General features: G+C 42.3%; 18 protein-coding genes. 10 read left to right on the top strand and 8 right to left on the bottom strand.

Annotated features, from left to right (window positions below; all coding sequences use genetic code 11):
* The first annotated feature begins 6 nt into the window (after positions 1-6).
* From KA713_14180 to KA713_14165, 4 genes are all read left to right on the top strand, one after another.
* On the top strand, positions 7-2130 hold the full coding sequence (locus KA713_14180; GenBank protein UXE65613.1) for a S9 family peptidase: 2124 nt from the start codon (positions 7-9) through the stop codon (positions 2128-2130).
* Between the two features lie 639 nt (positions 2131-2769).
* Positions 2770-4122 (top strand): NADP-specific glutamate dehydrogenase, encoded by a 1353-nt coding sequence (gene gdhA / locus KA713_14175; GenBank protein UXE65612.1) that lies wholly within the window; start codon positions 2770-2772, stop codon positions 4120-4122.
* 189 nt (positions 4123-4311) lie between these two features.
* Positions 4312-4857: a DUF2911 domain-containing protein gene (locus KA713_14170; protein ID UXE65611.1), complete on the top strand. Its 546-nt coding sequence runs from the start codon at positions 4312-4314 to the stop codon at positions 4855-4857.
* Positions 4858-4864: 7 nt separating this feature from the next.
* Entirely contained in the window at positions 4865-5992 is a 1128-nt protein-coding gene (locus tag KA713_14165; protein UXE65610.1) for an amidohydrolase family protein, read from the top strand.
* Positions 5993-6036: 44 nt separating this feature from the next.
* Here the strand turns inward: KA713_14165 and KA713_14160 are convergent, their stop codons facing one another.
* On the bottom strand, positions 6037-8487 hold the full coding sequence (locus tag KA713_14160) for a prolyl oligopeptidase family serine peptidase (GenBank protein ID UXE65609.1): 2451 nt from the start codon (positions 8485-8487) through the stop codon (positions 6037-6039).
* 101 nt (positions 8488-8588) lie between these two features.
* Between KA713_14160 and KA713_14155 the strand changes: the two genes are divergently transcribed.
* From KA713_14155 to KA713_14135, 5 genes are all read left to right on the top strand, one after another.
* On the top strand, positions 8589-9173 hold the full coding sequence (locus KA713_14155) for a HupE/UreJ family protein (GenBank protein ID UXE65608.1): 585 nt from the start codon (positions 8589-8591) through the stop codon (positions 9171-9173).
* A gap of 2 nt (positions 9174-9175) precedes the next feature.
* Positions 9176-9646, top strand: coding sequence for an N-acetyltransferase (locus tag KA713_14150; GenBank protein UXE65607.1), 471 nt, complete (start codon positions 9176-9178; stop codon positions 9644-9646).
* A gap of 22 nt (positions 9647-9668) precedes the next feature.
* Positions 9669-11909: a M1 family metallopeptidase gene (locus tag KA713_14145; GenBank protein UXE65606.1), complete on the top strand. Its 2241-nt coding sequence runs from the start codon at positions 9669-9671 to the stop codon at positions 11907-11909.
* Between the two features lie 267 nt (positions 11910-12176).
* The gene (locus KA713_14140) at positions 12177-12356 is read left to right on the top strand and encodes a hypothetical protein (protein UXE65605.1); all 180 of its coding nucleotides are present in this window, start codon (positions 12177-12179) and stop codon (positions 12354-12356) included.
* A gap of 33 nt (positions 12357-12389) precedes the next feature.
* On the top strand, positions 12390-13160 hold the full coding sequence (locus tag KA713_14135; GenBank protein ID UXE65604.1) for a DUF2279 domain-containing protein: 771 nt from the start codon (positions 12390-12392) through the stop codon (positions 13158-13160).
* On the opposite strand, the gene KA713_14130 is transcribed toward KA713_14135, so the two are convergent.
* Positions 13157-13537 carry a RidA family protein gene (locus KA713_14130; GenBank protein UXE65603.1) on the bottom strand — a complete coding sequence of 127 codons (381 nt, stop codon included), beginning with the start codon at positions 13535-13537 and terminating at the stop codon, positions 13157-13159. The two genes, KA713_14135 and KA713_14130, sit on opposite strands and share 4 nt — an antisense overlap.
* A gap of 50 nt (positions 13538-13587) precedes the next feature.
* Here KA713_14130 and KA713_14125 point away from each other — a divergent pair, with 50 nt between their 5' ends.
* A complete protein-coding gene (locus KA713_14125) occupies positions 13588-14253 on the top strand; it encodes a 3-hydroxyacyl-CoA dehydrogenase (protein UXE65602.1) in 666 nt (221 codons plus the stop codon).
* Positions 14254-14328: 75 nt separating this feature from the next.
* Here the strand turns inward: KA713_14125 and KA713_14120 are convergent, their stop codons facing one another.
* The 6 genes from KA713_14120 to KA713_14095 all read right to left on the bottom strand — a co-directional run bounded on the left by KA713_14120 (position 14329) and on the right by KA713_14095 (position 19439).
* Positions 14329-15216 (bottom strand): DUF4097 family beta strand repeat protein, encoded by an 888-nt coding sequence (locus KA713_14120; GenBank protein ID UXE65601.1) that lies wholly within the window; start codon positions 15214-15216, stop codon positions 14329-14331.
* Positions 15217-15270: 54 nt separating this feature from the next.
* The gene (locus tag KA713_14115) at positions 15271-16161 is read right to left on the bottom strand and encodes a hypothetical protein (protein ID UXE65600.1); all 891 of its coding nucleotides are present in this window, start codon (positions 16159-16161) and stop codon (positions 15271-15273) included.
* A gap of 151 nt (positions 16162-16312) precedes the next feature.
* Positions 16313-17092 (bottom strand): HEAT repeat domain-containing protein, encoded by a 780-nt coding sequence (locus tag KA713_14110; protein ID UXE65599.1) that lies wholly within the window; start codon positions 17090-17092, stop codon positions 16313-16315.
* A gap of 2 nt (positions 17093-17094) precedes the next feature.
* The gene (locus KA713_14105; protein UXE69138.1) at positions 17095-17643 is read right to left on the bottom strand and encodes an RNA polymerase sigma factor; all 549 of its coding nucleotides are present in this window, start codon (positions 17641-17643) and stop codon (positions 17095-17097) included.
* A gap of 393 nt (positions 17644-18036) precedes the next feature.
* Positions 18037-18531 carry a hypothetical protein gene (locus tag KA713_14100; protein ID UXE65598.1) on the bottom strand — a complete coding sequence of 165 codons (495 nt, stop codon included), beginning with the start codon at positions 18529-18531 and terminating at the stop codon, positions 18037-18039.
* A gap of 272 nt (positions 18532-18803) precedes the next feature.
* Complete coding sequence (locus KA713_14095) at positions 18804-19439, bottom strand: CPBP family intramembrane metalloprotease (protein ID UXE65597.1); 636 nt, start codon at positions 19437-19439, stop codon at positions 18804-18806.
* Positions 19440-19442 lie beyond the last annotated feature (3 nt).

Genomic DNA, 19442 nt, shown 5'->3' with positions numbered 1-19442 from the left:
AATAAGATGAAAAAACTCCTATTCATTGCGGCCCTTGCTATTGCTTGTTCGCAGCCCAAGAAATCTGAAATTTCGAAATATCCTGTCACCGAAAAGGGCGCTGTGGTAGATACATTGTTTGGCACACCCATAACCGATCCATACCGTTGGCTTGAAAATGATACATTAAAGGAGACATCTGATTGGGTTGAAAAGCAAATCGCTTTTACAACAAATTACATGAATAGCATTCCATACCGGGGCGATATACGCAAACGGCTTGGGGAAGTCTACAATTACGAACGTTTAGGCGCTCCGTTTCGATATGGTGATTACTTCTACTATTCGAAAAATGACGGGCTTCAAAATCAGAGCGTGTATTATCGTAAAAAGGGAGAAAAAGGGGAGCCCGAGGTTTTTCTAGACCCAAATACATTTTCGGCAGACGGCACCACTCGGCTTGGTGGAATGTCTTTTTCAAAAGATGGATCGCGTTTAGTTTATCAAGTTGCAAAAAGCGGTTCCGATTGGACGGAGGCAGTAGCGATTGATCCCTTTACAAAGAAAATTTTGGATGATACTCTTCGGGGGCTAAAATTTTCTTCCATCGCGTGGCTTGGCAACGATGGTTTTTTTTACACAAAGTACCCTTCATTAAAAGGCACTAGTAAAATTACTGCCAAAGCTGAAAACCAGAAACTCTATTACCACAAATTGGGGAACCCATACTCGCAGGATGACATTATTTTTGGAGATGATACTAATCCCAGGAGATACGTTTGGAGCTACTTAACGGAAGACGAACAGCTGCAAGTGATTTTAGCAACCAATGGCACTTCCGGACAAGAGCTGTACGTAAGAGATTTGACACAACCGAATTCAAAAATAGTGACTGTGGTAAGTAACCAAGAAAATGATCACTCCGTAGTGGATAAAATTGGAAAAACTTTGCTCATTCAAACCAATTACAAAGCCCCAAACCAGCGCTTAGTAAAAGTTGAGTTGTCTAGACCCACTCCTGATCAGTGGCAGGATGTAATACCTGAGGGTAAGAGTGTAGCAAGTTTTTCAACCGGAGGCGGTAAAATTTTCGCAGACTATACAGTGGATGTAAAGTCATTGATAAAACAGTTCGATCTGTCGGGCAAATTTGAGCGCGATGTGGCACTGCCTGGAATTGGATCAGCAGGATGGGGAGGTGCTCGAAAAAATGAGATGGATATCTACTATTCCTTTACTTCGTTTCTTTATCCCACCACCATTTTTAAGTATAACATTCCGAGCGGGAAATCCGAAGAGGTTACAGCACCCAAAGTTAGTTTTCAGGCATCGGATTATGAGATGATTCAAAAATTTTACAAAAGCAAGGATGGCACCCAAGTGCCGATGTTCATTGTGTATAAAAAAGGAACGCAGCAAAATGGGAAAAACCCAACTATGTTGTATGGCTATGGAGGGTTTAACATTTCGTTAACTCCGTACTTCGACCCGTCCTTGATTGTTTGGTTAGAGAATGGAGGAATTTATGCGCAACCAAACCTCAGGGGTGGAGGTGAGTATGGCGAAGAATGGCATAAGGCAGGAATAAAAATGAAAAAGCAAAATGTTTTTGACGATTTCATTGGCGCTGCAGAATACCTCATTGCCGAAAAATACACTTCAAATAACTACTTAGCAATCCAAGGCGCTTCAAATGGTGGTCTATTAGTGGGCGCATGCATGACGCAACGTCCAGACCTATTCAAAGTTGCTTTACCCGGAGTGGGTGTAATGGATATGCTTCGCTACCATAAATTCTCCGCGGGCCCTGGTTGGTCTCCTGACTATGGGACTGCCGATGACTCGAAAGAAATGTTTGAATATCTCAAATCATACTCTCCAGTTCACAATTTGAAGGCAGCCAACTATCCGGCAACATTGGTAAACACGGCTGATCATGACGACCGCGTGGTGCCAGGCCACTCGTTCAAATTTTCAGCTGGCCTTCAGGCAGCCCAAACAGGCCCCGCGCCAGTATTGATTCGGATCGACCGAAAGTCTGCTCACGGTTCATCTAACCTTTCGAAAGCTTTGGATTTAGATGCCGATCAATTTGCTTTTACTTGGTATAACATGGGCGTGATTCCACCGATGGTGAAGAAGGATATGTGATTTAGGCATAGTGGTATTAAAACAAGAAGGCCGTAAAATTTTACAGCCTTTTGTGTATTTCGGAGTTATTCAAATCAATTTATCTAAGCAAAGGATTTTTTAACAGACTTTTTTCGATTTCTTTCCCCATCCTGCTTTATACCCGATGTGATACCATAAAAGCACGAGAGAACTAAGCTGATAAAGAACAGACGCCAAAATTTATCACCTCTGCTTGTAAAAAATAAGCTTACAATTACGCTAAGGATCAGGTTTATTGTAAAACACGTGATTAGGAAGTTCTTCATTTTTATATTTTTTTCGAAGATATAAAACTACCTACCAACATGCAATCATCGTGGCAGCCACGCAACTTGCAAATGCAAAACCACACATGATCGTGCAGGCGGCATCTCCACTACAAGCAGCAAATGCTATATTCATACACTTATCATATGAACCTCCACCCAATCTTGCATTTTGAAATTTGCTTTTAAAGTCCACAAAGGTTTCTACTTTTATTACTCTTTTAGTAGTCAAATCGGCATCAACACTCGATTTGCATTGAATTACCAATTCAGGAAAAACCTAAACTTTAAGCCACTACAACGTTTGCAGTTTCTTGCTTAACTTGCTCGCCATTTCCAAAACCCCAGCTTTATGAGCCATTCTTCCATTCTTGAAAATGTAAAAAAGCGCAACCCCAATGAGCCAGAATTTTTGCAAGCGGCCGAAGAGGTAATCGCTTCCGTGTTGCCCGTACTAGAAAAAAATCCAGCGTTTGCCAGACTAAAATTATTGGAGCGTATGTTGGAGCCCGAGCGCTTGATTTCATTTCGGGTTACGTGGCTAGATGATAAGGGCGAAGTACAAGTAAATCGCGGCTACCGCGTGCAGATGAATAGTGCTATTGGTCCTTACAAAGGCGGTTTGCGATTCCACCCTTCGGTAACACCTAGTGTGTTAAAGTTTTTGGCCTTCGAACAGATTTTTAAAAATGCCCTTACGGGGATACCCATGGGTGGTGGAAAAGGAGGAAGCGATTTTGACCCCAAGGGAAAATCAGACAATGAGGTAATGAAATTTTGCCAGGCCTTTATGGGTGAATTGGCAAGGCATATCAGTCACCGATTGGATGTTCCTGCGGGCGATATTGGTGTGGGCGGCCGCGAGATTGGGTATTTGTTTGGTGCGTACAAAAAAATAAAAAATGAATTTACAGGTGTGCTTACAGGAAAAGGTATTGGCTGGGGAGGCAGTTTGATTCGCACGGAAGCTACTGGATATGGTTTGATTTACTTTGCCGAGAACATGTTGCAAAACGTGGGCAGCAGCATCAAAGGAAAAACGTGTTTAGTTTCCGGTTCTGGAAACGTATCACAGTACGCCATTGAAAAAATCATTCACTTGGGCGGAAAAGTGATTACCGCTTCTGATTCGAATGGAATCATTATTGATGAAGCTGGCTTTACGCAAGAGAAGTTGGAGTTCCTAAAAGATTTGAAAAATAATCGCAGAGGGCGCATCAAAGAATATGCAGACAAGTACAAGTGCGTTTACCAAGAAGTGGATACAAGGGCTGACCACAATCCGCTTTGGAATGTGAAGGCTGATTGCGCTTTTCCATGCGCCACACAAAACGAAGTGAACACAAAAGATGCCAATAACTTAGTGAAGAACGGGGTGAAGCTAGTAGGTGAAGGTGCCAACATGCCAACCACCATCGAAGGCATTAATGTTTTGTTGGACAATGGTGTGATGTATTCTCCTGGCAAAGCAAGCAACGCGGGCGGTGTGGCCACATCTGGTTTAGAGATGACTCAAAATTTTATGGGTTCGAATTGGACGCGCGAAGAGGTGGATGCAAAACTGGTGGGCATTATGAAAAACATTCACGATACCTGTTTGGCCGCGGCCAAAGAATACGGCAAGCCTGGCAACTACATGGTAGGCGCCAACATTGCTGGTTTCTTGAAAGTTGCCAAGGCAATGCAAGCACAGGGGGTGATTTAATTTGTTTATTAGCTGTTCAGCATTTGCAATGTCGAACGACTTATGATAAGGATTTGAAATCCGTTTTTATCTTGGTTCGGGATTACAAACCCGAACAGCTATCGTTAACGTCTCATATTTTTTTTATCTCTCAGATCCCAACAATATTCTGAGTATATTCACGTCTAGTAAAAAATAAACCCAAAAATCATGGTAAAGAAAATATTGATTGGCCTTGGCATTGTGCTGTTGGCCATCGTTGGCTTTTTAGTTTACAGTAATTTATTTCCGAAAAGCCCTCGAAAGGTTTCTGAGTTCAGTCATCAAGGGTTGAATATCAAAGTAACTTACAGCCAGCCCTTCAAAAAAGGCAGACTTATTTTTGGCGAAGAGAAAGACAAAGCGCTTCAACCTTACGGTAAATACTGGAGGCTCGGTGCGAATGCAACTACTGACATTACGTTTAGCAAAGATGTAAGTTTTGCGGGCAAGCCAATCAAATCAGGCACGTATAGAATGTATGCCGTGCCTGGCCCTACGTCTTTTCAAGTATCGTTGAACAGTGAAGCAGGTGTATTCTTTGGAGCAAGAGAGCCAGACTACACAAAAGATGTAATCAAAGTAGACGTACCTGTTAGGGAATCACCAACTGAAACCGAGCAATTCATTATCAATTTTGCCAGCGATTCAACAGGTGTGAACATGGATTTTGTGTGGGACAAAATCATCGTACGCGTTCCCATTACACTTCAATAAGCCAACGATGGCATTCTCGAAAAAGACTTGGATAGGCTTGCCTGTTTTGGTATTGATTTTTCTTGGGCTCGCCTTTTGGCTGATTGGCAAAATTCAATACCGCTTGAATGTGATGGACGTGGAAGAGTACGAACCCGTCTCTACGCTGGTCGTTCCGAAGCATCCGCTTAAACGAGCCAAGTTTCCGTTTGTGGATGTGCACAACCACCAGTGGGGAATGCCCGTTCAGAATCTCGATAATCTGGTGGAGGAGATGGATTCGCTGAACATGGGCGTGATGGTGAACCTGAGTGGCTTTCGCGGAAAAGTGTTGGAGTGGTCGCTGAGCAACGTGCACAAAAATCACCCCAGTCGTTTTGCTATTTTCTTGAATATTAATTTTGAAGAGTTGGATGATGCGGGTTGGCCCAACGAAGCGTTGGCAATGATGGATGAAGCCGTGAAGCAAGGAGTGAGAGGATTAAAAGTGTATAAAAGTCTCGGTCTAACAGATAAAGACAATGACGGCAAACGAATTGCTGTTGATGACCCGCGTCTCGATCCCATTTGGGCGAAGTGTGGGGAATTAGGTATTCCTGTGTTGATTCATTCTGGAGAACCAAATTCTTTTTGGAAGCCGAAAGACAAACACAACGAACGCTGGCTTGAACTAAAACAAGAACCTGATCGATATCGCGACCCCGCAAAAGTGCCTCCATTCGAACAAATCATGAGCGAACAGCACCATGTGTTTCGCAAACATCCTCAGACTAAATTTATTGATGCCCACTTAGGTTGGTTTGGAAATGATTTAGAACGGTTGGGAAAATTGTTTGACGAAATGCCAAATGTTTACACAGAACTAGGGGCAGTACTGGCAGAGTTGGGCAGGCAACCAAAAGCAGCACGTGCCTTTATGATCAAGTACCAAGATCGGATTATGTTTGGCAAAGACACGTACAAAAAAGAAGAGTACTATACCTACTTCCGGGTGTTGGAAACAGGCGATGAATATTTTGATTACTACCGCAAACGCCACGCCCACTGGAAAATGTACGGCCTTGAATTGCCCGATTCAGTTTTGAGAAAAGTGTACTACAAAAATGCCCTGCAGGTAATACCGGGTATTGATAAGAGTTTGTTCCCAACGGAGTAAGCTTAGCACTTAAAGCTTCTATCAATTAACGAAGTCTAGCCTTCTCAATTCTTAATATCCACTTTGGTCTTTGCAGGCAATTCAGTGGTGCCCTTCACATATTTTTCTAGCCAAGTATCCATTTCGGCTAGTGTGTGTAGTACAGATTCACGCGCACGGTAGCCGTGGCTTTCGTAGGGCAGCAGCACAAACCGGGCTGTGCCACCGTGACCCTTGATGGCATTGTACATGCGCTCGCTTTGAATCGGAAAGGTGCCACTGTTGTTGTCGGCTTCTCCATGAATCATTAAAACGGGTTCGTTTATTTTATCGGCATTCGAGAAGGGCGACATGTTGTAATAAACTTCCGGTGCTTCCCAATATGAACGCTCTTCGCTTTGAAAACCAAAAGGTGTAAGCGTGCGATTGTACGCACCACTGCGCGCAATGCCTGCTTTAAAATAATCACAATGCGCTAGCAAATTCATGGTCATGAAGGCGCCATAACTATGGCCACCTACACCCACTCGATTTCTATCCACCACACCCAGCGAACTTCCATATTCCACTACTGCTTTCGCATTGCTCACTAGTTGAGGAATGTAGGTATCGTTTGGCTCGGCCGTTCCTTCACCTACAATCGGCATGGATGCATTGTCCAGCACGGCATAACCACGCATTACCCAAAACAACGGCCCTCCCGCATTGATCCGCGTAAAGGTGTGTGGCGATCCTTTCACCTGTCCCGCTGCGGCTTTGGATTTGTACTCTGCCGGGTAGGCCCAAACAAAAGTGGGCAGTGGACCATCTTCTTTTCTATAATTCGGAGGTAAATACAAATCAGCCGTCATCTCCACTCCATCATCGCGCTTGTAGCGAAGCACTTGTTTTTTCACATCTTTGATTTGCGGATATGGATGAGGGAAATTAGTGAGCGGAGTAATTGTTTTGGAGTCAATCGATCGAATAAAGAAATTAGGATTCTCTGCATTCGATTCACGCGAAGTGACAAATGAAATTTTCTTGGCATCTAATAATCCTGCTACCCATTCATAATAGGGCGCTTCGCATCGCCACACTCTTGTTTTCTTTAACGATGTTAAATCCAATCGATCCAAGAAGGGCAAATCCCCTTCTGGTGAAGAGCCATCTCCTGTAAGGAAAACGGAGTTATTTTGAATGACCATCGTTTGCCGACCATACACATTTGCAGCTGTGACTACATTGCCGGGGTCGTTATAGGCATCTTCAAACGAATAATCAAATACTGTCTTTTTAGTTGCAGTAGTGGAAGGATCAATTTGATAAACGCGCTGTTTACGATCGACCCACCAATTTTCATACACCCACGCAACTTTTTCATTACCCCAAATTACTGTACTAAATCGTAGTGGTGTGCTCACAAGCAAACTCGGAGTGGCAGAAAATGGGGCGACCCATTGATAAACTTTATCGCGTATGTCTGCTTTTACTTTTGGATCACCACCATCTTGCGCCTCGGCCCAAAACAATGTAGCAGATTGATCGCTTCTCCATGCATGCGACCGTGGCCCTTTGGCAACGGCATTGAACCCGAGCGGAACATTATCGGACAGCGGCATGTCGGCAATTTTTTTGAGCAACACTCCGTTCAAATCCATGACTTGAACCGACATCGCAAATAAGGAAGCAGGCACCAAATAGGAATACGGTTTTTGAATGGTTTTAGTAAGTATCATTTTGCCATCGGGCGATGGATTGAATGAAGCCTGAACGGGAGCGAAAATATTTGGACTTCCCACTGTCTTTTCGGAGCCATCGAGCGAGACGACTATTAATTGTGACGTGCAATGAAATTCAAACAACGATTCATCATAGGGATTCTTTAGCAAATCTTGATACGTGCGCGAAGGAGCTTTCTTGCCCAAGTTCTCTTCTACCACCGGGCCAGATGGCACACGTGTTTTTATGGGGGCCTGATTGCCTTCGTTGGCAGCACTTGCATAGAGAATGGAGTTAGAGTTTGACAACCATGAATAAGGGACTCCGCCCATGGTGGCGTTTACTTTTCTGGAAGATAATTTCTTCGCGGAAAGCGTAGTTAAATCCACCACCCAAAGCTCTAGGCGGTCGGGCCATGTTTGAATGAAACTAAACTTTTTGCTATCCGGTGAAAAAGCGGGACTGCTCATTTGTATTCCGTTCGGAAGCCCGGTGATTTCATAATCTTTTTTATCGCTGAGCTTCTTTACTTTCATTCCAATGAAAAAATTATTGCGGCTGGGGCCAAAATTATCGGGGTTGATGCGCAGCCCGGCTATGCGTAATTCTGGTCGAGAAAGTTCTTCGATGGAGGGGAGATCCGACCGATCGAGCAACACCATCACCGATTTATCTGGCGAAAACCAAACCGATGGCGTGAGTGGAGCATCCACCAATTTTTTGATGTCGTCAGGTGGCGTTTGGTAGGAGAGATCGCTTTGCGACCAAGCCGAGTGGCAAAGTGCAACAAGTAAAATAAGGAGATATTTTTTCATGGTGACTGGATTTTAACGAATTCTAATTTAAGGAAAGTAAAATCTGTTTTTAAAAGTACCATTTTTAACTTTACCTTTCACCAACTTTATGTTGTATGGTAATGAGCGAATTCACTCTTTATTTTTCCCTTGGTCGTGACCATATTTTGGATTATAAAAATGGCTATGACCATATTTTGTTTGTGCTGGCGCTCTGCTCGGTGTACGCCATCCGCGATTGGAAGAAGGTATTGATTCTGGTTACCGCTTTTACCATTGGCCACTCCATCACCTTGGCCTTGGCCACGTTGCAACTCATCACCGTGAAAACGGAATTGGTGGAGCTGCTAATTCCTATCACCATTTTCATCACAGCGGTCAGCAATCTTTTCAAAAAAATAGAGCTCGGCCAAACCAAAACCGTGCAGCTCAATTATTGGTTTGCCTTATTTTTTGGGTTGATCCATGGCATGGGTTTTTCAAACTACTTGCGGTCGCTATTGGGAAAAGAAAGCCAAATACTCTCCCCGCTATTGGCCTTTAACATTGGCTTGGAGTTCGGTCAAATAATAGTGGTAGTTCTTTTCATCGGCATCAGCTATATTTTGGTTGATTGGGCAAGGGTGGCTAGGCGCGATTGGAACTTGGTAATGTCTTCTGCGATTGCAGGGATTGCACTGATTTTGATTAAAGACAGACTTTTTTGACAATGCCCATTCAAATAAGGACTTATCAGCAGACGGACAAAGAAAGGGTTCTTTTGATATTTGAATCTAATTGCCCTAAATATTTTGAAAAAAGAGATGAAGCCGATCTTCTATATTTTCTTGAAAATTTTGCGGATAAAAATTTTATGGTTGTGATTAAAGATCAGACCATTTTAGGATGCGGTGGACATTACGTTAAGCATGAGAAAAAGCAAATTGGTATTGCTTGGGTCATGTTTCAAAGATATTCGTTAGGTGCTTCGGAGTTTTCTAGAGTTTCAACAGAATTTTTTAATACTCTATTGGATCGCATAGGTAAAGAAAAGCTGGAGTATGATATTTTGATTAATACAACCCAATTGCTTGAGCGCACATTCAATAAACTTGGCTTTCAAACACAGCGGGTAATTCCGAGTGGTTTTGGTAAAAACTTAGACCATTTAGTAATGAGAAGAAAATGGAATTTTGAATAAATAAACCCAAATAATAATCCGTATGAAACAATTTCTACTAATGTTTTTCTTTTGTACTTCAGTGGTTGCTCTATCGCAAGAACAACCCAAAACAGAACCACCCAAATGGCAAGGTAAGTTTGAGCAACTCGATCAAACGTTGCCCACGCCCAACGAATACCGTTCGGCCTCTGGCTCGCCTGGCCCCAAGTATTGGCAGCAACAAGCCGACTACGATATGTCGGTGGAGATCAACGATCAAAACCAAAGTTTGAGCGGCAAGGAAACCATTACATACACCAACAACTCACCCGATGTGTTGAAGTATTTGTGGGTGCAGCTCGACCAAAACATTTTAGACAAAGAAAGTAATACGGCCAAAACACAAACCAACTCCATTCGCGATTCGGTTGCTGCCAAGTCGATGGCCGGCCAGTTTGACCTGTATGATTATGTAGGAGGCTACAAAGTAAAATCCGTTACCGATGTTTCGGGAAAGGCACTTTCGTACACCATCAACAAAACCATGATGCGCGTGGATTTGCTAACACCGCTTAAGTCAGGCGCAAAAGTTTCATTCAATGTGGAGTGGAGCTACAACATCAACGACCGCAATTTATATGGTGGCCGTAGCGGATTGGAATTTTTCCCAGAAGACGGAAATTATGTGTACACCATTGCTCAATTCTTTCCCCGCATGTGTGTGTACGATGATGTAGTGGGCTGGCAAAACAAACAATTTTTAGGAAGAGGTGAATTCACGTTGCCTTTCGGGAATTACAAAGTGAACATCACCGTGCCGGCCGACCACATGGTGGGCGCAACGGGCTCATTGAAAAACCCTCAGCAGGTTCTTACCAAAACGGAGATGGAACGATTTGAAAAAGCAAAAACTACGTACGATAAACCAGTCATCATCGTTACGCAAGCGGAGGCCATTGCCAAAGAGAAAACGAAATCAACTGAAAAAAGAACATGGCAATTTGAAGCTACCAATGTGCGCGATTTTGCATTTGCTTCGTCACGCAAATTTATTTGGGATGCCATGGCGGTGAAGATTGGCGACAAAACTCCGTTGGCCATGTCGTATTATCCCAAAGAAGGAAATCCGCTGTGGGAAAAAGAATCGACCATAGCCGTAAAAAATACGATTGAAGTTTATTCTAAATACACCATCGACTATCCGTATCCACATGCTACGTCCGTTCATGCCGCTTCCATCGGTATGGAGTACCCCATGATTTGCTTCAACTTCGGAAGACCGAAAAAAGATGGAACGTATGATAATGCCACGCTGCAACGCATGTTGGGTGTTGTGATTCATGAAGTGGGTCATAATTTTTTCCCGATGATTATCAACAACGATGAGCGTCAAACTACTTGGATGGACGAAGGCATTGACAGCTTTGTGCAGTTGTTGACCGAGCTAGAGCGTTATCCACAACTAGATTGGAACCGTGGCAAGCCTGCAGGCTTGGTGCCTTACATGAAAGGGGACAAAACAATCATGCGTCCATTGATGACCAACTCAGAACAAGTAGTTGCCTTTGGATCGGAGCAATACCAAAAAGCAGCTACCGCACTTTTCATTTTGCGCGAAACGGTGATGGGCAAAGAATTGTTCGACAAATCATTTAAAGAATACGCACAGCGTTGGGCCTTCAAACACCCCAAGCCTGCTGATTTCTTCCGCACCATGGAAGACGCTTCGGCCGTTGACCTTGATTGGTTTTGGAAAGGCTGGTTCTACACGACCGATAATGTGGACATGTCACTCGACAATGTGAAGTGGTACAAACTCCGCACCGACAAAATAAATTTAGAGAACAAAGAGAAGAAAGTAGCCAAAGGCGATTTGCCAAAAGAAGGCGATGCCAATAAGCCAAGCGATTTTAGCAAAGGACCAGATTATTTCAGCGTGATTCCAACCGACAACAGAATGTATGGTGAGTTTGCGAACCGTATTGACGACAAAGCGGTGATGGCCAAAATGGAAAATAAAAATTTCTATGAAATCACGCTATCGAACAAAGGCGGTTTAGTAATGCCGGTAATCATCGAATGGACATTTAAAGATGGCAGCAAAGAACAAGAACGATTGCCGGCTGAGATTTGGCGCATCAACGAAACAAAAGTGACCAAAGTTTTTGCCAAAGACAAAGAAGTAGTGAATGTAGTGATCGACCCGATGAAAGAAACCTCGGACATTACCATTGAAGACAACGTATTTCCAAAAGTGGCGCAACCCAATAAATTTGACGAGTTGAAGAAGAAGACAAATTAAATTTTGCAATCACGTGCAAAGGCTCCGTTGTTTAGCGGAGCCTTTTTGTTTTTACTGGCTTATCTTAACTAAATTGGAGTTCAGATGGTAGAGCGGATAAACAAAATTTCAGAAGACCCAGTAATCTAGGTTATTGATTACTCCAATTTAAATGAAGACAATATGATTGGTTTGGCTTTAAAGCTTAGTGAGGAAGTTAATAAAACAAATCAGGTAGCTCACTTCATTTCAATTTTTAATAATAAAAGTTATGCTACTCCTCGATTTATGAGATCAATAGAAGCGGCAACTCGTGAAGTGCAGAATCTTATCCAAGACCAAGCGATGCTTACCAAGAAGATTATCTTGAAGGGCTACAATCTAATGTTTCAACGGAATTTCAGAAGTTTCGAAACCGTGCCAAAAGCAATTGAGTACCTAAAAATAAATTCATCCAAAAAATTATAACGGGTGATCTCCCAACATAGAAATCGTGAAAGGTTGAAATGGGTATTGGCCGGAATGGGCATTCTCTATTCTGCCTTAGTGCTGGCCATGAGTATGGCTTGGTATTCAGGCCAAATGATAGAACCCTTTCACTTTTTCAACGATCTGCCAGAATGGAAACAACTCGATAAGTTTGCGCACTTTTTTTGGACTTTTCAGGTTGCTGCCATTTCTTATCGGCTATTGAAGTGGGGCGGATTGAATGCTTCCATAAAATGGGGAGCGATTGCAGGATTTGTATTTGTGTCATCCGTGGAAATACCGGATGGATTTTCCACGGGCTATGGTGCATCTATTTTTGATTTGATGGCGAATGCATTGGGCGCAATCTTTTTTTTCCTACAAATGCATTTTTGGAAATCACTAAAAGTTTTTGCTAAGTTTTCATTTCACCCAACCTTATATGCCATTCAGCGACCAAGCTTATTGGGCGATGGCTTTTTACAAGAACTGTTGAAAGATTACAACGGGCAAACTTTTTGGTACAGTTGGTCACCTACCCTAAAACATTGGCCACGCTGGTTATCGCTTGCCATTGGCTTTGGTGCGGAGGGAATGATCTATGGTAGAGATTCACAAAATGAATTACATCAATCATTTCCTTACCGCAAATTTCTACTTTCGCTGGATTTTAATTTTGCGGTTATCCATTTTCAAAAACCATGGATGAACACGTTGTTCTATCCGTTGCATATTCTGAAATGCCCCGCACCAGCTTTAGAGATTTCAGAAAAGGGAGTGCGGTTTCATTGGCTTTATTTTTAGCCAACAGCAATACATGAAATTTCTACATTCACATCTTTGGGCAATCGGCTTACTTCTACCGTTTCGCGAGCCGGAGGATTGGTTTTAAAACTCTTGCCATACACTTCATTTACGTTAGGGAAGTTGTTCATGTCTTTTAGAAAAATGGTACATTTTACCACGTGACTGAAATCCATATTGGCCGACTTCAATACTTCTTCCAGGTTCTTCATCACTTGGGTAGTTTCATCTACAATGTTTCCAGTAATTACTTGACCAGAAGATTTCTGAATAGCCACTTGGCCGGAGACGAATAGCATATTGCCCGCTTTGATTGCCTGGCTGTAAGGCCCAATGGGTTCGGGTGCCTGTGCAGAATAGATCACTTCTTTGGTCATAGCCGTGGTATTATTAGTTTTGACTCAAATATCAGAAAAACTTTACGACCATGAATGTTTTGGTAATAGGAAATAATGCACAAAAGGAGGAATGCCAACTGAAATTTAAGGAGCAAACTGTTTCGCTTGCCACCCATTATCAAGAAGCGAAAGAAATGCTCAAGCAATCGGATGTTGTTTTTGACTTTGCAATCGCTAAAAACCATGAGCAGATACAATTATACTCAGAATTTCCGAAGGTGGTTGCATTTTTAAACACCACCACAAAATCGTTGGCAGATTTGTGCAAAGGAAATCAGCGTGGTACGTTCGTTGGCTTTTGTGGTTTGCCCACTTTTCTGAACAGACCTTTGTTGGAAGTATGTGTTCAGAAAAAGGAGAATGAAGAAATCCTAAGATCAACCTGCCAAAAATTAGGTACTGAGTTTATTGTGGTGGATGATCGCGTTGGTTTTGTTACTCCCCGTGTAATTGCCATGATTATCAATGAAGCTTACTTTACCGTGGAAGAAGGAACAGCTTCGCGCGCAGATATTGACTTAGCGATGAAGCTAGGGACTAACTATCCGTACGGACCATTTGAGTGGTGCAGCAAAATTGGAATTGTAGAAGTGCATGAGTTATTGGAAGCACTTTATAAAGATACCAAAGACGAGCGCTACAAGATTTGCTTCTTGCTTAACAAAGAATATCTCGACAGCCAACCATCAAAGTAGCGGCAAGGCTGATGCCTCAGGCCACAAGCTTATGGCTTGCAGCATGAGGCATGTAGCAAATGACTAATCAAATATTTACTTCTTGCGTATGATAATGTCCCCATTGTGATTTTTCATACTGAACTCGGGGCCTCCTCCGTTTACCTCGCCTTTTATCGATCCATCAATCACAACTTTGTAGGTGCCGCCACTTATTTCTTTTTTCTGCACAGGTGCTTCTTGCACTGTTTTCATTTCAAAACCGATGAAAATTTCGCCCTGCTCTGTTTTCAATTTAAAGGTCGCTTTAAGCGAAGATGGAAAAGTGATGTCGATATCACCATTGAAAGTAGAGAATGACATGGGTGTATTTTCTTTCACTTTGTTGAATGAAATTTTAATAGCTCCGTTAAAGGAGGTAGCCAATACCGACCCCGAAATGTTTTCGGCCGTGATGTCATCATTGTGATTGGTAAGCTCCAGTTCACCTGATACGTTGGAGATGAACATCACACCATCGTTGAAGGTGCTTACGTTCAAATCAAATTCCAACGGCACTTCAATTTCCAGCTTTACCTTTTCTGAAAATGAATTGGAGCCGACTTTAACCAAGTTGCCATTTTCGGTAACCTCCAGGTCCAGCACACCTCCCGAAATTTTTTTCAGACCTGCTTTGTTTCCATCAGATTTATCATTGTTTGTTTGTGTATTGATACGAGCCAAAGGTTTTAATCTTCGGTCATCGTCCTTATCATCTTCTTCATCATTTTCACGATCACTTTCTTCAACCGCTTTGTATTTTATTAATACATCTTTGCGGGGCGATCCCTTTACGGTGATGGAACCGTAATTGAGATGTGCTTTCAATTTGCCCCGTTTGTTGGGATCAGAAAGAGGCACCGAAAACTCTCCAGCATTTTGTGCATACGAAGTGACTAACGATAGGATAAATAAGATTGTGATGATTATAAATTGCTTTTTCATTTTTAATTTTTTTAAGATTTGATTTTATGCACGGCTGTTAAAGCGGGCAACCAATTACAATGATTTTTCTTTTAAGTAAACATTTCCATTAAACGTTTCGAAATCCAACAAGGCTCCTCCGTTTCCTACTTTGAAACGGTTTCCGGTCAATTTGTATTTTGTTCCGTTCTGACTTGGTTCCTTCTCTAATTCCATTGGTAATGATTCCAAACTCTTCACATTGCTAAAGAATTCGCCATTGAAACTTTTGAAGGCCATGTTAGCAGTTAAACCTTTTTGAAACCACGCGTTGATTTCACCATTAAGTGTGTAGAACCTACAAGCTTTGGTAGGGTTTTTGGCATACTCAATGTCCACGTTACCATTGATCGTAGCAGCAGAGGCCTCTCGTGAAATATTTTTAAGTTTGATTCCCCCGTTGATATTTTCAACTTTCAAAGTGCCATTTAAATTTTCAACAGAAATATCCCCATCGTTAACCGTGCTGAGAACAACATTAACGGATTGTGGCACTTTGATGTTGAAATCAAGCTTGTATTCGTATTTAGTATCGCAATCATGGTTGCCATCCCAATTGTAAGTCCACTTGTTACGTGTGCCAAAATTGCGAGCCTTCCAATTCTGTTTCCCAAACACATTGCATCCTCCTTGCATGTAAAAGATGAGCGTATCTGCAAGGTTCATCGTGCCAAACTGAATTTCCTTTTTACCGGCTTCTAATCGCTGCTGTGTTTTTGCAGTGATTTTCTTCTCTACTTCTACAATCACTTTTGAGCCTTCATAACCTACCACATGGATATCGCCATTGATGTTCGCTACCAATATCGTGTTCTCCACTCCTGTTTTTTCGATAGCAAATTCTTTTTTGATTGTTTCTGAGAAAGTTTGAGCTGCGGCCAAATGCGCAGACAGGATAGCTAGGATGAGATTTATAATTGTTTTCATTTTTTTTTGAGCTTATTTTTTAAATATTTTTTGCCACTGATTTCAAGGATATACCAAGATTTTCTTTCGCTTTAGTCATTGTCTGTGAATCTTAAAAGGAATTTCCTTTGTAATTTTTTTCTGTGTACATCTGTGTAATCTGTGGCATTCATCAAATTAACACACTAATACTTTTTTCAATTTTACCTTTTACCTCCTTTGGTGTTTTGTCGCTCTGCAAAAGTTTCTTTAGCTCAGTTACCGATTTTTTCTCTTGCAAGGTCACCATCAGTTCAGCCAGTGCCACCTGTACCAGAGGGGAATCTTGGACAGAAATAGATTTGATCAACCCAGCACGAACTTGGCTGTCTTTGGCGTAGTTCATCAGCACATCCAAGGCGGCCAAGCGCACATTTACATTTTCGTCACCGTTTAATGTTTTAAAGAGTGCATCCGTTACCTTTTTGCTCACCTGGTCCATGTCTGAGGTTAGGCTTACCGCTTTCAATCGCTCCGTGGCTGATTCTTTTTCCAACATTGACAGCATCATCATTTCTTTCAATTCTCCCACTTGTTGAGTCAATTCAGTAACCGACTTATCTTGCGATGGCCCTTTCAAAAAATAGCCACCAACAAATCCGGCCATCAGGAGTGAAGCAGCAAGTGCCAAACGAGGAAACAGATTGTTCCAATTTGAAACTAGGGAAAGAGTACCTTTTTCATTTTGCTTTTTCTCTTGCACCAATGCAGAATAAAACTGAACAGCTAACCGGGTGGACGGAGAACCAACATCTAACTTTGCAAGCTGAGAATCGAGCTTCGAAAAATCTTGCAGTTGTGTCAGCTCAATCTTTCCCGATTCAATTAACTGCTCGATGTTTTTTATTTCTGCCGCATCGGCCAGGCCTTCGTTGTACCTTGTCAACAACCGGTTTATTTGATCCTGTTCCATAATCACATTTGTTTTTCCAATTGCTTGTACACCTCTTTCAACTCTTGCAACGCCCTAAATACTTTTACCTTCACCGCGCCTTCTGAGCAACCTAAAATCTCCCCGATTTCGTGGTACTTCTTTTCTTGATACTTGCTCAGTAGCAGTACTTCGCGTTTCTCCATCGGCAGTCTTTCCATGGCCATGGAAAGCATTTCGTGCGTATCTGCCTGCAACATCTCAGTCGACATGTTCTCGTTATGCCCCAACTTGTCTTGCCAATCTTCCAACTCTTCTTTGGCTTTGATTTTATTCCCCCGGTAATGGTCGTTGTTCACGTTGCGCGCAATCTGAAACATCCACGCCCTAAAGTCGCCACCGTTTAGCCTGCGTGTTGGCTCATCGCGAAAGAGATGGCGATACTTCAAAATGCGCAAGAATGTATTTTGAACAAGGTCTTCGCTCAGCTCTTGTTGTCGATTGAGCCCGTAAAAGAATCCGTACAAAGGTTTCTTGTACCGCTCAAACAGCAGTCCGAGCCTATCTAGGTCGCCATCGCGCACCTTTGCCATCAACGAATTATCAGAAAGCGCTTCCAAATCGGGGGTTGAAGATTTCACAAAGGGAAACTACACTTATTTTGAAAGGTTACAGTAAGAGGTAAATGATTTTGGTGAGGCTTACAAATCAATAGGCGATTTTACTAAAAAAGATATTACATAAAATCTTGAAACTTGGAGTAACTTAACAATTTTTTAATTATTTGTTGTAAATCTGGGGCTGGGCTATCGCATCACGGCCTAGCTTCCCATAAATTGATGTGTCAGGCTTTCCTATGTAGGGAAGTCTGGTGACGCTCCAGCCCTATCCGCCTTCAACGGATTAGTTAGCTTCTTATCCATGAGAGGACTTGGGTATTAGAACTTAGATTTTTTATCCAAGCTCTAACACCTAAGCCCTAGGTTCTATTTCTGCTTGCGCTTGCATCGCTTGATGCTCTCCTCCAATACTTTGCAGTTCCATAACTCGGCTGAGTGACTCAACGCATCGCGGTAGCTTTTGATGGCCTTGCCATATTTTTTCTTCAGTTCCCATGCGTTGCCCACGCTTTCCAGCAACTGTGCTTTGTTAGCTTTCTTTACTTCTAGGCCTTTTATACAAACCTCAATCGTTTCATCGTGCCGCTCGTCTTGTTTCAGTATCTCAGCTAATTGCGTGTAAGATTCTGCCAATTGTGGATTGAACCGGATTGCCATACGAAAATGTAATTCGGCTTTCTTCTCATCATCTGCATAACGAGAATACACGATACCCAGTGCTTGATGAAGTTTTCCGTAACCTGGTTCTTCATACAGCAATTGGTTCAGCAACTTCAACGCCCGCTCGTGCCCCTCCAGCCAAGCGACTTCTAGCGCATGCTCCAAATATTCTTCCAGCCATTTTATTTTTTCTGTTTCCATAACTTCATTTTGTTGATTTTGGCAAAGCAATGCCACCCGTCATTGCTGACGATTTTTTTCACATTAAATCCGGTGGTAAAATAAAAAACCCAGACGAGGCCGGGCTTTCAGTGTTTAAATCAAGTAGTGTGACTAACTGAAAATCCGCGCCCATAACCGAATATCGCTACCCGGTTTGTGTATAAAACGATATGTCGCTTTTAGTTGAAGCATGATGCAAAGGTAAGCGAAGTTTTAGGGGAGATGCAAAAAGGTTAAAGAAAAATTTCAGTTTAGGATTTTTCCAAATACCTCAACAAATGGATCTCTCCCACTACCGTATAAAAGAAAAATACTCCGAGCCATCCGTGGAAAAGCCCAAGCGCATAGATGTTTCTTACTTTAAGGAAAACAAAACCATATAGCAAAGCCAATACGAAAGTGCCAGCAATTAGCCACCAGAAAGGATAGTGCAACAGGCCAAACAAAAGTGCGGTTGTTAAGATAATGGCTGAGGGGCCAATATTTCTATACTTCAAGTCTTGAAGATTGCCTGCTACTAATGCAATGACCAAATATTGTTGAACAATTCCCCATACAGGATAGAGAATTAGAATCGGGAAAATGTGCCAAGAAAGATTCAGGGTTTTGTTGAAATAGCCAATCGCGAAAAAAGCCAACATTGAGGCAATGCCAATTGGTAATAAGAACTTTGTGCATGCCCAAAAGGTATCTAACCGAAAGCCCCACTGCCTCACCACTTCAGGGTTTCTTCTAAATTGATAGATGACATATATCAGCCAGGCAGAAATAGCCAAAAGAATAAATGGCAGTTTCCAATTCAAAAAATCCATGAACAGAAATTTGCCAAGACCAGTAATTGTAACGGCTAAAATCTCATTCCTTTTTCTGGTTGATTCTTCAAGCATGAA

The sequence above is a fragment of the Chryseotalea sp. WA131a genome (assembly GCA_025370075.1).
GTDB lineage: Bacteria > Bacteroidota > Bacteroidia > Cytophagales > Cyclobacteriaceae > ELB16-189.
Note: the sequence above shows the minus strand (reverse complement) of the source record. Positions and strands in the feature narration are given on the sequence as shown.

What these genes read in the sequence shown, in the direction of transcription:
- KA713_14105 (UXE69138.1), bottom strand. Translation starts at nt 17,643, where the DNA reads ATGGCAAAGGTGCGCGATGGCGACCTAGATAGGCTCGGACTGCTGTTT.
- KA713_14150 (UXE65607.1), top strand. Translation starts at nt 9,176, where the DNA reads ATGCCCATTCAAATAAGGACTTATCAGCAGACGGACAAAGAAAGGGTT.
- KA713_14125 (UXE65602.1), top strand. Translation starts at nt 13,588, where the DNA reads ATGAATGTTTTGGTAATAGGAAATAATGCACAAAAGGAGGAATGCCAA.
- KA713_14120 (UXE65601.1), bottom strand. Translation starts at nt 15,216, where the DNA reads ATGAAAAAGCAATTTATAATCATCACAATCTTATTTATCCTATCGTTA.
- KA713_14110 (UXE65599.1), bottom strand. Translation starts at nt 17,092, where the DNA reads ATGGAACAGGATCAAATAAACCGGTTGTTGACAAGGTACAACGAAGGC.
- KA713_14140 (UXE65605.1), top strand. Translation starts at nt 12,177, where the DNA reads ATGAGATCAATAGAAGCGGCAACTCGTGAAGTGCAGAATCTTATCCAA.
- KA713_14165 (UXE65610.1), top strand. Translation starts at nt 4,865, where the DNA reads ATGGCATTCTCGAAAAAGACTTGGATAGGCTTGCCTGTTTTGGTATTG.
- KA713_14160 (UXE65609.1), bottom strand. Translation starts at nt 8,487, where the DNA reads ATGAAAAAATATCTCCTTATTTTACTTGTTGCACTTTGCCACTCGGCT.
- KA713_14130 (UXE65603.1), bottom strand. Translation starts at nt 13,537, where the DNA reads ATGACCAAAGAAGTGATCTATTCTGCACAGGCACCCGAACCCATTGGG.
- KA713_14095 (UXE65597.1), bottom strand. Translation starts at nt 19,439, where the DNA reads ATGCTTGAAGAATCAACCAGAAAAAGGAATGAGATTTTAGCCGTTACA.
- KA713_14145 (UXE65606.1), top strand. Translation starts at nt 9,669, where the DNA reads ATGAAACAATTTCTACTAATGTTTTTCTTTTGTACTTCAGTGGTTGCT.
- KA713_14170 (UXE65611.1), top strand. Translation starts at nt 4,312, where the DNA reads ATGGTAAAGAAAATATTGATTGGCCTTGGCATTGTGCTGTTGGCCATC.
- gdhA (UXE65612.1), top strand. Translation starts at nt 2,770, where the DNA reads ATGAGCCATTCTTCCATTCTTGAAAATGTAAAAAAGCGCAACCCCAAT.
- KA713_14155 (UXE65608.1), top strand. Translation starts at nt 8,589, where the DNA reads ATGAGCGAATTCACTCTTTATTTTTCCCTTGGTCGTGACCATATTTTG.
- KA713_14180 (UXE65613.1), top strand. Translation starts at nt 7, where the DNA reads ATGAAAAAACTCCTATTCATTGCGGCCCTTGCTATTGCTTGTTCGCAG.
- KA713_14100 (UXE65598.1), bottom strand. Translation starts at nt 18,531, where the DNA reads ATGGAAACAGAAAAAATAAAATGGCTGGAAGAATATTTGGAGCATGCG.
- KA713_14115 (UXE65600.1), bottom strand. Translation starts at nt 16,161, where the DNA reads ATGAAAACAATTATAAATCTCATCCTAGCTATCCTGTCTGCGCATTTG.